Annotated in this window: 13 protein-coding genes; 2 read left to right on the top strand and 11 right to left on the bottom strand. The window is 41.5% G+C overall.

Annotation, left to right across the window (positions count from 1 at the left end; translation table 11 throughout):
- Positions 1–38 precede the first annotated feature (38 nt).
- The 9 genes from HMPREF3112_RS07345 to cdaA form a co-directional block, all read right to left on the bottom strand.
- Positions 39–1,385, bottom strand: a complete 1,347-nt coding sequence (locus tag HMPREF3112_RS07345) for an acyl-CoA thioester hydrolase/BAAT C-terminal domain-containing protein (protein WP_070438982.1) — start codon at positions 1,383–1,385, stop codon at positions 39–41.
- A gap of 187 nt (positions 1,386–1,572) precedes the next feature.
- Positions 1,573–2,661, bottom strand: coding sequence for an NAD(P)/FAD-dependent oxidoreductase (locus HMPREF3112_RS07340; RefSeq protein ID WP_070438979.1), 1,089 nt, complete (start codon positions 2,659–2,661; stop codon positions 1,573–1,575).
- A 66-nt stretch (positions 2,662–2,727) separates the two neighbouring features.
- Entirely contained in the window at positions 2,728–3,555 is an 828-nt protein-coding gene (locus tag HMPREF3112_RS07335) for a ZIP family metal transporter (RefSeq protein ID WP_070438977.1), read from the bottom strand.
- A 12-nt stretch (positions 3,556–3,567) separates the two neighbouring features.
- A complete protein-coding gene (locus tag HMPREF3112_RS07330; protein ID WP_002884028.1) occupies positions 3,568–4,356 on the bottom strand; it encodes a Nif3-like dinuclear metal center hexameric protein in 789 nt (262 codons plus the stop codon).
- On the bottom strand, positions 4,346–5,032 hold the full coding sequence (locus HMPREF3112_RS07325) for a tRNA (adenine(22)-N(1))-methyltransferase (RefSeq protein ID WP_070438974.1): 687 nt from the start codon (positions 5,030–5,032) through the stop codon (positions 4,346–4,348). The genes HMPREF3112_RS07330 and HMPREF3112_RS07325 overlap by 11 nt, the downstream gene beginning before the upstream one ends.
- A 98-nt stretch (positions 5,033–5,130) precedes the next feature.
- Positions 5,131–5,571, bottom strand: a complete 441-nt coding sequence (locus HMPREF3112_RS07320; protein WP_013990768.1) for a GtrA family protein — start codon at positions 5,569–5,571, stop codon at positions 5,131–5,133.
- Between the two features lie 2 nt (positions 5,572–5,573).
- Positions 5,574–6,926 carry a phosphoglucosamine mutase gene (glmM, locus tag HMPREF3112_RS07315; RefSeq protein ID WP_013990769.1) on the bottom strand — a complete coding sequence of 451 codons (1,353 nt, stop codon included), beginning with the start codon at positions 6,924–6,926 and terminating at the stop codon, positions 5,574–5,576.
- Positions 6,927–7,148: 222 nt separating this feature from the next.
- Positions 7,149–8,114 carry a CdaR family protein gene (locus HMPREF3112_RS07310; RefSeq protein WP_064520533.1) on the bottom strand — a complete coding sequence of 322 codons (966 nt, stop codon included), beginning with the start codon at positions 8,112–8,114 and terminating at the stop codon, positions 7,149–7,151.
- Positions 8,111–8,962 carry a diadenylate cyclase CdaA gene (gene cdaA, locus HMPREF3112_RS07305; protein WP_070438972.1) on the bottom strand — a complete coding sequence of 284 codons (852 nt, stop codon included), beginning with the start codon at positions 8,960–8,962 and terminating at the stop codon, positions 8,111–8,113. Before cdaA ends, HMPREF3112_RS07310 begins: the two co-directional genes overlap by 4 nt.
- A gap of 101 nt (positions 8,963–9,063) precedes the next feature.
- Between cdaA and murT the strand changes: the two genes are divergently transcribed.
- Positions 9,064–10,407: a lipid II isoglutaminyl synthase subunit MurT gene (gene murT / locus HMPREF3112_RS07300; protein ID WP_070438969.1), complete on the top strand. Its 1,344-nt coding sequence runs from the start codon at positions 9,064–9,066 to the stop codon at positions 10,405–10,407.
- Complete coding sequence (gene gatD / locus HMPREF3112_RS07295) at positions 10,407–11,195, top strand: lipid II isoglutaminyl synthase subunit GatD (protein WP_070438966.1); 789 nt, start codon at positions 10,407–10,409, stop codon at positions 11,193–11,195. Before murT ends, gatD begins: the two co-directional genes overlap by 1 nt.
- Positions 11,196–11,248: 53 nt before the next feature.
- On the opposite strand, the gene mprF is transcribed toward gatD, so the two are convergent.
- Together mprF and HMPREF3112_RS07285 are read right to left on the bottom strand one after the other, a co-directional pair.
- Complete coding sequence (gene mprF / locus HMPREF3112_RS07290; RefSeq protein ID WP_070438963.1) at positions 11,249–13,804, bottom strand: bifunctional lysylphosphatidylglycerol flippase/synthetase MprF; 2,556 nt, start codon at positions 13,802–13,804, stop codon at positions 11,249–11,251.
- Positions 13,801–14,520, bottom strand: coding sequence for an alpha/beta fold hydrolase (locus HMPREF3112_RS07285; protein ID WP_002884019.1), 720 nt, complete (start codon positions 14,518–14,520; stop codon positions 13,801–13,803). The genes mprF and HMPREF3112_RS07285 overlap by 4 nt, the downstream gene beginning before the upstream one ends.
- Positions 14,521–14,701: the final 181 nt, after the last annotated feature.

Raw genomic sequence — 14,701 nt, 5'->3', positions numbered from 1 at the left:
CTTGCTTATTCCCCTTGGAGAGTGTGATTAGCATCCTCTTAGTGTCTTTGTGCACTCATCCAGTCAAAGATACTGTTATAAGTTTGTCCATTGACACTGGCACGAGAGCCACCTCCATTGGTTGGATCAGTGGCTACCATACCACTGTAACCGTCCCAATTTTTCGTATTTTCAGGATGCTGAACGCCAATCACCTGGTCATGGAAGAAATAAATCCAAGCCCAATGCCCATCATACTCTGTCCCAGGAAGATCAGTCCCAGTAGCTGTTTCAAAGTATGAGAACCACTTGTTAGTAGCTCCAGAGGTAATCAAGCTCTTATATAAAGGCAAGACACTATTTTCTGGTTGTACTGTTGCGTCTGCCTTTGTGTGAATCAACCACATAGGCTGGTTCTTCAGTTTATCAATCCCAGATTGGTCAACAGTTAAGGGCGCTGCAATTGGAACGAGAGCTGCAAAATAATCTGGATAGGTTGCTCCCATGGTCAAGACCATACCACCACCATTTGAAACTCCCGCAAGATAGATTCGTCCCTTATCTACCTCAGGGTGATTAGCTAGGTAGGTATCAATGGTCTCTTTGAGTTGGGCTGCATTATCTGACCCCCAAGGTGTCTGCGTTTGAACAGCTAGAACATTAACCCCACGCGCCTGATCACCAGTTGTTAAGAAATGGCCTTGAATCTCAGGCTGGGTAAGCGCATAGACGTCATTTGAAAGAAGCGGAATATTCATGTCTGTCCCTCTTTCACCAATGCCGTGTAACCAGACTATCAATGGTTTGGTGCTATTCCCCGTACCAGTCTGAGCACTATAAGCCGCATACTGCATGTTACCTACCTGTCCTCGCTCGTCGAAAACCTCCGTCGTTGGCATCAAACGATTATTGATGGCATCTTGCTCAGAAGACACCATTTGCGACTGACTACTACCTTCTGCCACTACTGACAAATCTTTCATTGATACCATATAACTTTCCAGCCATTGGTTAGTCCAAGTAGAAAGGTTAAAATACATAGGTTCAGCATTTCCACCCATGTTGTAGCGATTATAAGAAGGTAGGCTCAATTCAAGCGTCACGTACTTGCTGTTATCATAATAGACCACATGCCCCTGATCGTCGGACACATAAGAATTCGTCACCTGACGACTAACTCCTGCTGTTGTAACCTGGGTTGAGCTGTGGACAACCTCTGGTGTGACCTTCTGATTAAATTCAAAAATGACTTTGGTTACAGCAGGACCAAACTCATAACTCTCTAGGACAATTCTTGTCTTTGTCACAGCCAAGTCTTCTGCTGCCCCTGCTTTGACAGACAAGCCTAAACTTATGGCTAACAAGGAAACAAAGACTGTCACATATACTTTAACTTTTTGGAACATAGTCCCTCCCCATTTTTTATTAGTATTCACCTACAATTGATGAACAGTTACTATTTTATCATTTTCTAATCAAATAAGAAATAGATGTAAATAACTCTAATAAAAAAAGAATCAGCCAACATCCCTCAATAGCGAGAAATAGCCAGCTGATTCTTGAGTCTAAATATCTAGAAGAACTTTAATACTATTAGTCTTTTTTCTTAATGTACTGAGCCACTGGATAGTCCGCACTATCCAAGCTACCAGGTCGATTCATGACCAAATCAACCAGATTTTTTCCAATCAGTGGCCCTGTCGTGAGCCCTGAAGATCCTAAACCAGAAGCAACAAAGACACTCTCAAGCTCTGGAACTTCTCCAAAGAAAGGAGAGAAATCACTCGTGTAGGCTCTCGTTCCCACACGTTCTGAGAAGGACTTAGCCGTACTTAAGTCAGGGAAATAGGTCTTAGCCTCTTCCTCCAGACTTGCAAGTACAGTCTCATCAACTGTCAAATCAAAGCCTTGGTCATTTTCGTGGCTGGCTCCTACCGAAATCTTTCCACCAGCAAAGGGGATGACATCTAGTTCGCCCTCTGGCATCAAAACAGGCAACTTACCAGTATCTAACCCCTCAAAGAAATAGTCACGTAATTGACCTTTTTGGGGGCGAACATCTACTTCAAAACCAAGGGGTTCAAGCGTTTGACCTAGCCAGGCACCACAAGCGAGAATGACCTTATCAAAAGTTTGAGCATTAATCTCGTAAGTGCCATTGTCAAGAGGAGAGAGTGTAACTGGTCCCTCCACCTTTTCAAAACCAGAGGCCTCAATCAAAGTAGCTGTCAATTCTGCCCCCTCGACTCTGGCTCCTCCAGAAGCATAGAGATAATGGTCAAATCCAGTGAATTCAGGGAGATCCTCAGCATTTTTTATAGAGAGTTCACCAATAATGGGTGATTCTTCTAGTCTCGTTTCTGCATGCTGGTACAAAGCGTCCAATTTACTATCGTCTTTCTTGAGAAGGGCTACACCAGACTGATCATAGAAGCTCGTGTCATAACCATCCTTTTCAAGATCTGAAACTAAATCTTGGTAAAAATCGGCTCCCAAACGGGCCATGCGATACCAAGCCTTATTACGACGCTTGGAAAACCAGGGGCTGATAATCCCTGCTGCTGCCTTGGTTGCTTGTCCAAGACCATGATCAAATACTGTAACTTCTACGCCTTTTTCTTTTGATAAGTAGTAGGCAGCCGTTGAACCGACGATACCTGCACCAACGATTGCAATTTTCATTTTTTACTCCATCTATTTGAAAAGAGCTGAGTCCTATATCAATAGGCACAGCTTTTTATTATTCTTTTACCCCAAGGCCACGTCCATGACCATCATGACGACAAAGCCAACCATGAGTCCCAATGTTGCTACGTCAGTATTACCATTGGTTTGTGATTCAGGAATCAATTCCTCCGTTACCACAAAAATCATGGCACCAGCCGCAAAGGCCAAAGCATAAGGAATGATTGCCATCATCAACATGACAAGGGCAGCTCCCATAACAGCCCCTATAGGCTCCACGATGGCTGACATAGATCCCCAATAAAAGGCCTTGATACGAGATTTTCCATCTGCTCGAATAGGAACTGAGAGGGCTGCACCTTCAGGGACATTCTGCAAACCAATACCGATAGCTAGGCCAATGGCTCCCATAAGACCAGCAACTGTCATATTCCCACCAGCTAGGGCACCAAAGGTAACACCAACCGCTAATCCCTCTGGAAAATTATGAATCGTGATAGCCAAAAAGAGCAGGGCTGTCTTGGACAACTTTTTCTTACGAGGTTGAATCCCTTCTGCTTTTGAGATGTCATTTCCCAAATGCAAATGAGGAACAACGGCATCAATCAAACGAAGGGCCACACCACCAAGCAAGAAGCCAGCTGCCGCAGGGAACCAGGACCATTTCCCATAGCCATTTTGAGTCGCATAAGTTAAAGAGGGATCCAAAAGTGACCAAAAAGAGGCCGCAATCATGACACCAGCCGCAAAGCCCATCATGATATCTAATAATTTACGACTAATATTCTTGAAGAAGAAAACAATGGCCGATCCGACAATGGTACAGCCCCAAGTAAAAAGACCAGCAAGCAAGGCCAAAAAGACCACATTTTGATGTAAAAGCCCAGTCACAGACACATCCTCCTACAAATGGTCAAAAGGATTAGTTGAGGACTGACTCTCAAGTATGGTCACATTCCAATCATGCTCACGTTTCCAAGTCTCAAGTTTCTCAGCGATCTTTGAGATAAAGAGGGCTTCAATATGGTGCCCAGGGTCAATAGCCAAGAGACCATTAGTAATCATTTCTTGTCCTGTATGGTAGTATACATCACCAGTGATAAAGACTTGTGCGCCCTTTTTCAAAGCATCCTTGTAAAATCCTTGACCACTACCCCCACAAATAGCCACACGGCTAACAAGAGGATTATCATGGTCATAACGAACCAAGCGAACACTGTCCAAACCAAAAACTGCTTTTACTTTAAGAGCAAGTTCTTCAATGGTCTGTGGCACGATATCACCCACTCGACCAATTCCATGATTTTCAGAAGTCTGCGTTAAATATGTGGTGTCTTTAATGTCAAGTAAGTCACAGAACCAATCATTAAGGCCATCATTAACAACATCAATATTAGTATGACTCACATAGACTGCAATATCATGCTTAACCAGGTCAAGCAAAATATCTCGGTCAGGCGAAGAGACCAAATCCTTAACTGGACGGAAAATTGGAGCATGTTTAGCAATAATGAGGTCCACACCTTTTTCAATAGCTTCAGCTACTGTATTTTCACGAACATCCAAGGTAACCATTACCTTCTGAATCTCCTTGTCCAGACTGCCAATCTGCAAACCAACCACATCACCCTCCATGGAAAGCTCCTGTGGACAAAATTCCTCATAAGTCTTGATAAGTTCACTAGCTAACATGGTTCAAAACCTCCTTAATGGTTTGAATTTTATCTTCAATAGCTGCACGGTCAGTCTGATTGGCAAGAGGAATGGAGCCTAAAGCAATCTCTAGTTTATTGATTTCTCTCTGCCATTTGAGCTGGAAAACCTGAGATTGGTCTTTCATGAGATGAGGACCAAAACGCACTTCCTTGTCTGAAAGGCTCATATGTCCAGCTTCTGCCACCATGATTTCGTAATATTTGCCATTTTCAGTCATGATGGATTCGGCAATAATCTCAAAACCATTTTCCATCAACCAAATACGGAGATCATCTTCACGATTATTTGGTTGTAAAATCAGACGGTCTACGCCTGTTAGTTTGTCCTTTCCAGCATCTAGGATATCCGCAATAAGACGTCCTCCCATGCCACAAATCGTGATAGTTGTTACCTCATCAGCAGGTTCGAAGGCAGCCAAGCCATTAGCCAAGCGCACATCTATTTTATCTTGGAAACCAGAAGCTGAGACATTAGCAAGAGCAGATTCATAAGGGCCTTTTACCACTTCACCAGCAATAGCTGAAGTAATCAAACCTTTTTCAAGTAAATAAATCGGAAGATAGGCATGATCACTGCCTACATCCAAGAGTTTTGCGCCTTTCGGAACGTAGGTTGCTACGTCCTTGAGGCGTTGAGATAATTGTACGTACATGTTTCATCTTTCTATTTTTTTAAGTCTCTTCAATTATATCAAAAAAGGAGGTTGGTAAGAAATGGTTTTAACACATTTCCTAACAACTTCCTTTTTGTTTATACTTTCTCGCCTGTAAAGACGAAAAATTTAGAAATAATGTAGTTCAATACAATGATAAGGACCTGAGAGAAAAGGCTCTCGATACCGTTTACCCAAGCATGACTATGCCCAACAAATTGACCAATAATTTCTGGATAGGTATCGACCAAGAAATAGGCCAGAGCCAAATCTAAAACCAAGGTCAAGAGGCGGGCTCCCACGAACTTAACAAAGCGCGTGACCATACCTGTCTTTTCCTGATTAAAGACAAACATGTCATTTGTAAAAAAGGCAAAGATAATGGCAATCGCATTTGCTAAGACTGCTGAAAGTGTTCCTTGTTGGGTAAACTGGAAAATCAAAGTACGACTAACCATATAGACCAAAGTTGCCAAGACACCAAAGAAAAGGTACTTGAAAACTTCGGTAGCCATGAAGGCTCTCAGTTTAGCTATCATACTTAGTCCAATCCAATTTCTGCACGAACAACATCAGCAATCGTATCAACGTAATAGTTTACTTCATCATCTGTTGGTGCTTCTGCCATAACACGAAGGAGAGGTTCGGTACCACTTGGACGAACCAAGATACGGCCATTTCCAGCCATCTCAGCTTCCATTTTTTCAATGATCGCGGCAATGGCAGGAACTTCCATAGCCTTATCTTTCATGCTATTTTCCACACGAATATTAACCAATTTTTGTGGATAGATAGTCACTTCTGAAGCCAATTCAGACAAGCTCTTACCTGTTTCAACCATGACTTTAGTCAATTGGATTGCTGTCAATTGGCCATCACCAGTTGTGTTGTAATCCATGATAATAACGTGTCCAGATTGTTCACCACCAAGGTTGTACCCGTTTTTACGCATTTCTTCAACAACGTAACGGTCACCAACAGCAGTCACTGCCTTGTTAATGCCTTCACGGTCAAGTGCCTTGTGGAAACCAAGGTTTGACATAACTGTCGTTACAATGGTATTTTTAGCCAACTCGCCTTTTTGTGACAAATGTTTACCGATGATGTACATCACCTTGTCACCATCAACAATATCACCATTTTCATCAACAGCGATGAGACGGTCACTGTCTCCATCAAAGGCAAGACCAATTGCTGAGCCAGTTTCTTTAACCAAGGCTTGCAACTGCTCTGGGTGTGTCGAACCAACACCAGCATTGATGTTAAGGCCATCAGGTTGGTCACCAATGACAGCGATTTCTGCGTTCAAGTCAAGGAAAATATTACGTGCAGATACCGCAGCCGCACCATTAGCCGCATCCAAAGCAACTTTCATGCCACCAAGGTCAACACCTGTAGCTACCAAGAATTTTTCGTATTTACGAAGACCCTCTGGATAATCAACAAGTGTTCCAAGTCCTTCAGCTGAAGGGCGTGGAAGCGTATCTTCTGCAGCATCGAGAAGGGCTTCAATTTCCGCTTCACGCGCATCATCCAATTTAAAGCCATCGCCACCAAAGAACTTGATACCATTATCAAGAGCTGGATTATGGCTGGCTGAAATCATAACACCGGCACTTGCATTTTCTGTACGAACCAAGTATGAGACGCCAGGTGTTGCAAGTACTCCAAGTTTGTAGACTTCAATACCCACTGAGAGCAAACCTGCTACTAAGGCAGATTCCAACATCTCACCAGAGATACGTGTATCACGTGCCACAAAAACTTTAGGACGGCCAGTCTCATGTTGGCTAAGCACATAACCACCAAAACGACCTAATTTAAAGGCCAATTCAGGCGTAAGTTCAACGTTTGCTTCTCCACGAACACCGTCTGTTCCAAAATATTTACCCATAATTTTATTATTAGTGCTTGAGCACTAAATCCTCCTTAAACTGTGATGCTGTTTAGCAAGAGTCAATCTAGTGAAATCTATCTAGATAATCTAACTTTATAAGATTTCGCCAATATTTTCAACCCTTGATTTTAAACATTTTTAATTGGTTACATTTTTGTGAGATTAGTCCCTCTCAATCCCATCCATTATACATGAATTTGGGAGAAAATGTAACTCCCCCTATTTTTGCGTGACTTTTAAGTTAACCTTAACAGTGCCAGGCTGAACCGTAACACCTTCTGCCTTAAGGTCTATGGTTTTTGAAGTGTCCTTAGTCACTTGACTAATGTCTACTGGGACTGTGATGCTATCAATCTTATCCATAGCTTCTTGGCTACCAACGATAGTCACATGCCCACGATCAAAACTGTAGCTGATACTAGACACATTGCTAGCCTTATCTCCAGTCAGTTCGACCTTGACAGGGACAGATTTGCTTAATTTTCTCAAACTAATCTTTGCATGTACCTTAGCTGGTGAGATAGAGCTTGCTAGGACTGTACCATTTGTCGAAACTGCTTGAAGAACCAAGTTACCATCATAATCTTCAGACAGGTTGGAATCACCTTCCAATACTGCTTGAACATGGTCAATCTGATTAATGATATCTTCACTCGAGGTCACTTCTACCTTGGTGTTATCCAGGCTAACCTTTTTAACCTCATAGCCATTTGCCAACTTATCAGAAGTGATGTTAGCTACTACGTCAAAGGTCTTGCTGGCTTTTTTACCAATAGTTGCTGTCAAGGTTGATGGTGACACTTGCGCAGACATTCCGGCTGGAAGATCCTTAACCTGAATAGGTACTCGACTGGTTCCTTGGCCTAAATTTGACAAATCAGCAACTAATTTAAAGTGACGTGTATCACTACTTGTCTCAGTCGTTAACGCCAGTTGTGTTGTCGCTGTCAAATAGACTTCGGCATCATAGGAATAACCACTGATAAAGTACTTATCACTATCATATTTAATATCCACAGGGACCGACTCAACGGTTTGTGTAAAGGTATTAGATGCACTTGAACTATTGCTTTTATTTTGCGAGTTCCCCGACCAGGCTGTGAAAAAGAGTACCACAGCAAAGAAGAGTGCAACTAGTATCTGCCATAAACGATCGTTTTTAAAGAAATTTACCAAACGCTTCATTTTTTGCTACCTCCAATCCAACGTTGGAAGAATGACTGACGTGGTTCTTGTTCTTTCAACAAGATAAGACTCAACTCTTCTTCAAATTCTTGAATAGAAAGATCATGGATGAAATTTCCCTTGTAAGCAATGGAAATCGCACCAGTCTCCTCTGACACAACAAAGGTAAGCGCATCTGTTTGTTCTGAAAGACCAATGGCAGCCCTATGCCTAGTTCCAAATTCTTTGGAAATCTTATTAGATTCCGTCAATGGCAGATAAGAACAAGCCGTCGCAACCTTGTTATCTCTGATGATAACTGCCCCATCATGAAGCGGTGTATTTGGAATGAAAATATTAATTAAAAGTTCCCCAGTCACCACCGCATCAAGTGGAATTCCAGTCGCAATCTGCTCTTGTAAGGTCTGAGTCTGTTCAATAGAAACCAAGGCCCCAATCTTACGAGGACTCATGTACTTAACAGCTTTAACGTAGGCTTGAACCAACTTCTCATCTGAACTAACCTCTTTATTTTGCAAAAAATGCTGAGGCGTACGTCCAAAGGTTTCAAGAGCAGAACGAAGCTCTGGCGCAAAGATCACAACCGCCGCAATGGCTCCATAGTTGATGACCTGATTCATCAAATAAGAAATCGTCGTGAAGCCTATAAAATCAGAAATCAGTTTGACTAAAATAAATAAGACAACCCCTTGAACAAGGGTCATAATTTTTGTTCCTCGTAAGGCCCTAATAAAGCGATAAATTAAAAAAGCAACAATCAATATGTCCAAACTATTGACGATAACTTTCAGCGGACTATCAAAGAGTGACCGCCAAAAATCAATATCAATGGACGAAAGTATTCCCATACATATCACACTTTCTTTTAATTTTTAAACAGTTTCTATTATACCACGAATTCTAACTATTTTGAGACTACAATCACTACTTTTTGTGATAAAATAAATTCATGACTATGAAAACTACCATGGGAATTCTGGCGGGTAAAGCTAGCCATTTCGTCCTTTCAAAATTGGGACGTGGTTCAACCCTGCCTGGAAAAATTGCCCTTAAATTTGACAAAGATATTTTAGACACTTTAGCCAAGGACTACGAGATTGTCGTTGTCACTGGAACCAACGGTAAGACTCTGACAACAGCTTTAACAGTAGGTATTCTTAGAGAAGCTTTTGGTGAGATTGTGACCAATCCTAGCGGAGCCAACATGATCACAGGGATCACTTCTACTTTCCTAACAGCTAAAAAAGCCAAGTCTGGTAAGAAAATCGCTGTCTTGGAAATTGACGAGGCCAGCCTTCCAAAAATCACTGAATACATCACTCCAAGTCTTTTTGTCTTCACAAATATTTTCCGTGACCAAATGGACCGCTATGGTGAAATCTATACCACTTATCAGATGATTTTAGATGGTGCTGCTAAGGCGCCTAAGGCTGCTATTTTGGCTAATGGAGACAGTCCTCTTTTCAATTCTAAAGAGGTAGTCAATCCCGTGCGTTTCTACGGTTTTGACACTAAAAAGCATGATCCAGAGCTGGCACATTATAATACTGAAGGCATTGTCTGCCCTAAATGTGAGAGTATCCTCCAGTATCGCCTTAATACATACGCTAACTTGGGAGACTATGTGTGCCTTAACTGCGACTTCCACCGTCCAGAATTAGATTATAAGCTGACAGAGTTGACTAAAATCACCAACACTACTTCTGAATTTGTTATTGATGGACAAGATTACAAGATTAATGTCGGTGGTCTTTATAACATCTACAATGCCCTTGCTGCTGTTTCTGTCGCTGAATTCTTCGGAGTAGCTCCAGAGCAAATCAAAGCTGGTTTTGATAAGAGCCGTGCTGTCTTTGGACGCCAAGAAACTTTTAAGATTGGTGACAAATCATGTACCCTCGTACTAATTAAGAATCCCGTAGGAGCCAGCCAAGCTCTTGACATGATTAAACTTGCAGATTATCCATTTAGCTTGTCAGTCCTTCTTAATGCTAACTATGCTGATGGTATTGACACCAGCTGGATTTGGGATGCCAACTTTGAAAGCATTCTCGAGATGGATATCCCTGAGATTAATGCTGGTGGTGTTCGCCATTCTGAAATTGCCCGCCGCCTTCGTGTGACTGGCTATCCAGAGGATAAGATTACGCAAGCAGAAAAACTTGAAGATATTATGGCTTTGATTGAAAAACAAGATTGCGACCATGCCTATATCTTGGCGACCTATACTGCCATGCTTGAATTCCGTGATATTCTTGCTCAACGTCATGCTGTCGGAAAGGAGATGAACTAATGACCTATACTTCACTCAAATCTCCAGAAAATCGTGACTATACCTATGATCTAATTGTTGCCCACCTTTATGGTAATCTGCTCAATACCTACGGTGACAACGGTAATGTCCTTATGATCAAATACGTGGGGGAGAAACTTGGTGCTAAGATGACCTTCGACATCGTTTCAGTTGGAGATGACTTTGACAAGGACCACTACGACATGGTCTTCTTTGGAGGTGGTCAAGACTACGAACAATCCATCGTTGCCAAAGATCTCCCATCTAAACGTGATGCCATTGGTCAATTTATCCAAGATAATAAAGTAATCCTAGCCATCTGTGGTGGTTTCCAACTTCTTGGACAATATTATATCCAGGCTAACGGTGTCCGTATTGATGGTATCGGCGTCATGGGCCACTACACCCTTAATCAAGAAAATAACCGTTACATCGGTGATATCAAAATCCATAACGAAGAGTTTGATGAAACTTACTATGGTTTTGAAAATCACCAAGGACGCACCTTCCTTTCTGAGGATGAAAAACCACTTGGAAAAGTGGTCTACGGTAATGGTAATAACAAGGAAGATGGTACTGAAGGTGTCCACTATAAAAATGTTTATGGTAGCTACTTCCATGGACCAATTCTTTCTCGTAACGCCAACCTCGCCTACCGTTTGGTCACAACTGCCCTTCGTAACAAATATGGCCAAGACATTAAATTGCCAAGTTACGATGACATTCTCTCAAGTGAGATTGCAGAAGAATACGCAGATACTAAATCAAAAGCAGAATTTGAGAAATAATTCTATGACATAGCAAAATAGCGAAACCCTAGGGTTTCGCTATTTTTTCATATCTATTTCCAAAGACGTCTTTTCTTCAATCTATCTTCAATTTTACGATTATCAATCCTTAAAATGGCAATCATATCAAACAAGAGCCAAGTTCGTTTAGGATAAACAATGTATTTTGGAGACCATATTGGAGAGAACTTCTCCTTATAACGTTGGAGTCCACTAAAAGAGTAAAAACGCTGGGCAAAGACATAGACCAAATTGGCGACCTTTTCTTCCAAGAAGCTATCTTCTTCAGTACCCACATTCGCGAGTGGAGCCATCCCCATATCAAAGTATTGCTTTCCTTCTGCTTGGAAGTACTGGAAGAGTTTGACAAAGAGGTAATCCATGATGCCTTCAGGTGCCTTTTCAAAGTCATAACGCATAAGGTCAATTGTCGCCACCCGTTTGTTTTTGGTTGGCATGATATTAGCAAAGGCTACAATTTCTCCTTCCTCACTCTCAACAATAGCAATCGGTGCCTGCTGCAGATAGGTTTCATCAAAGAAGCCAAGTGAGAAGCCCTTCTCCTTACGGCCATTAAGCCAAATATCTGAGACAGCCTTCATTTCTTGCATCTGAGTCTCTGAAAATGGAGGATCAAGCAACTTAAACTGGAAACCTGCTTTTTCAACACGATTGGTTGGTTTACGGAACTTCTTACCATGCTTACCATCGACAGAGAATGTCGTCAAATCAACCATGGCGTTTTCCCCAAATTTCATAAAATCAAAGCCATAATCATGAAGCATCAGGGTAATACTCTCGTCTGCCTCATAAAACAAGGCTTGTAAATTCCAATCTGATAGTGTCTTCAAGAAAGATTCCCAAGCTGGACGATAATAGTTTTCATTACCAATTGGATTTCCCATAACCACACACTTATTGCTGGTTTGTGCAAATTGGAAAACTACCTGGTCTTGTCCATCAACACGATACCAAAAGAGGCGTTTATCATGTAAATAAGCCAAGGCACTTTCTGATGCACCTCCGTATTTCTCAAGGAGAGCTGTGAAACGTTCGTCATCCATGCTTTGACCAAAAGGCCTGCGGGGTGCCAAAATTCTCAAGACTCCCCAAACAATAGTTGCAATGATAACTGATGCCAGTAAAATATCAAACCAAATATGAACAAAATGTCCAAGAACATCCCGGTTCTTAGGTGGCAATAAATGAGACCAAAAACCGCTGCCACCCAGAACAAGAAGAACCAGAATAGTAAAGGCTAGGAAAAGGAAATCCTTTGTTTTGTCTTCCCAACTATAAACAAAGTAACGATGATACAACCTCTTTCTGATGATCAACATAAGCACCAAAGAGAGTACAATTAGGAAAGACATAGCCCAAGAAATACCATTGAGATTGACATAAATCAAGGTCAAGACAAAGGTTATTAAGGAGGCAATGAAAGCTCCCTTAACCCGGCGTCTGATGAGACGAGCCATGAAAATGAATAGGGTTCCAAATAGGATACTTGGGAATTGCCAAATCAACTGTTCCTGAATAGGATCAAAACTGCTAATAAAGTAGACATTTGCCAAGCGTTCAGGGATTAAGGCTGACAAAATCAAGAAAATCCCTAAAAAACGCAGCAAATACACGAGAAAACGGTGGAGAGTTCCACCAAATACTCGTGAAGAAAGTTTGAAGTATTTCTCGTTGATACGCCCTCCCATGTGTTTGAAAAAGAAGACAACACCTAACAAGAAGGGAATAACGTAGTAAGTTAAACGAAAGAGCAAGAGCAGACTAACCGCAAGAGCATTACTAACCCCCATAGAGGTCAGACCGGTAATCACAATCAAATCGAAACTACCAATCCCGCCCGGAATCATAGAGAAGATACCAATAATAACCGCTAGGAAATAAAGAGGAATCAGATTATAAAGAGGAACATGCAAGCCCATTAAATAAGCTACACTTACAAAGCTTCCAAGGGCCGTTCCCCATTCAGCTGTCGAAGCTAAAAGAAGACTTAGCCTCGTTTTCAATGGTACTTGACCAAAATAGGCTAATTTTTCACGACTAGAAACAAAGAAAATAAAAGGCAGATAAAGGAAAATACCCAATAACAGTAACCAATACTTTCTTAAATCTGGACTTAGAGGGAAGAACCAAAAGACAGCGAATACCAAACCACTTAAAAGGGATAGGCCAGACATAAAGTAAGGCAATAAACGAGAAAGTGCCTTAACACCCGTCTTTTCCTGCCCATCCTCAGAATAAAAGGAATATCTCAGACCCACATCGACCAAACCAGCAAAACCAGCTAAATTATTGATGGTGTTAACAGCCCAACTTGTTTCTAAGATATAGGATTTGGAATAATCCGTTTCTAGCTCCTTATTCAGTATGATGTCATAAAAGAGCATAGGGGAGACAGCGACTAGTCCGATGATAGCCATCAAAACAAGATGCCAAATAGACAAACCGGCCAGAGCTGACTCAAGTGACTCTAAAGTGATGGTCCGTTTGAGGCGAACCAATTCTATGACGACAAGAACCGTAATCGAGATAAAGAAGATAGATTTAACGGCCGCTTTTAAAGGTTGAAGTCTCTCTAAAAGACGCTTCATGCCACCACCTCTTTTCGACTAATTCTCACAAGCTCACGAATCATTTGATTGAAAATCTTATATTTACGTTGAGCTAGACGATGCCCTTCACGACGTTGGACATAGAGCTTATGAATCGGAAAGAGTTCTGAAATCTCCCTAGAATGCCTGATACTGATAACATCCCTTTGCCCCATAACTACCCAAACAGGATAGGCAGCCTGATGTAGACGTTCCCTATCTAGTGGCAAGTCATGAAGCATAAGCCCCGTTACCTGAGCCATGATATCCATTTTAGATGAAAATGGTGACAAGGCTTTTAAGCAAAGATATTGTAGATAGACCGCGAATCTTGAGCGTCTCGTCAACCCATTAAAGGTCATATTTCCCGCATTAAGCAAAAGCCCTGCAATCCGGTCAGGATAACGACTAGCATAAACCATAGCCAAATTGGCACCATCACTATGACCGACAAATAAGGCCTTCTTGATATTCAAATATTGCAAAATTTCCTCCAAATCGGCAGCCATCTGTTCAAAGGTCATCTTAACACTATGACGACTGGACCTGCCGTGATTACGACTATCAATGAAAATTAAACGATAGTCTCGATACAGAATTCCTTGCTTACCAAAGTAATTTCCTGACAAATTATTGCCATGCAAAAAAACAATTGGAAAGCCTTTACCGAGATCACGATAATAGATGATTTGACCATCTTTCACTTTGAATTCCATAATATTACCTACCTTTTCACTAACGCATTCTTATACGATAATTAGTCTTATAAGGCATTGAGGCTGATGAATTGGACTTATCTCATTCCAAAACCATCTAACCCTCTTCACTCCATTATAACACTTCCACTAGGAAAGAGTCAGAATATTTGTGCATTTTCTGCAAAAAGAAAAAGCCTTT

Origin of the sequence: Streptococcus sp. HMSC10E12, from assembly GCF_001807855.1 — a bacterium.
GTDB lineage: Bacteria > Bacillota > Bacilli > Lactobacillales > Streptococcaceae > Streptococcus > Streptococcus salivarius.
This window is presented reverse-complemented; position numbering and strand designations above follow the sequence as displayed.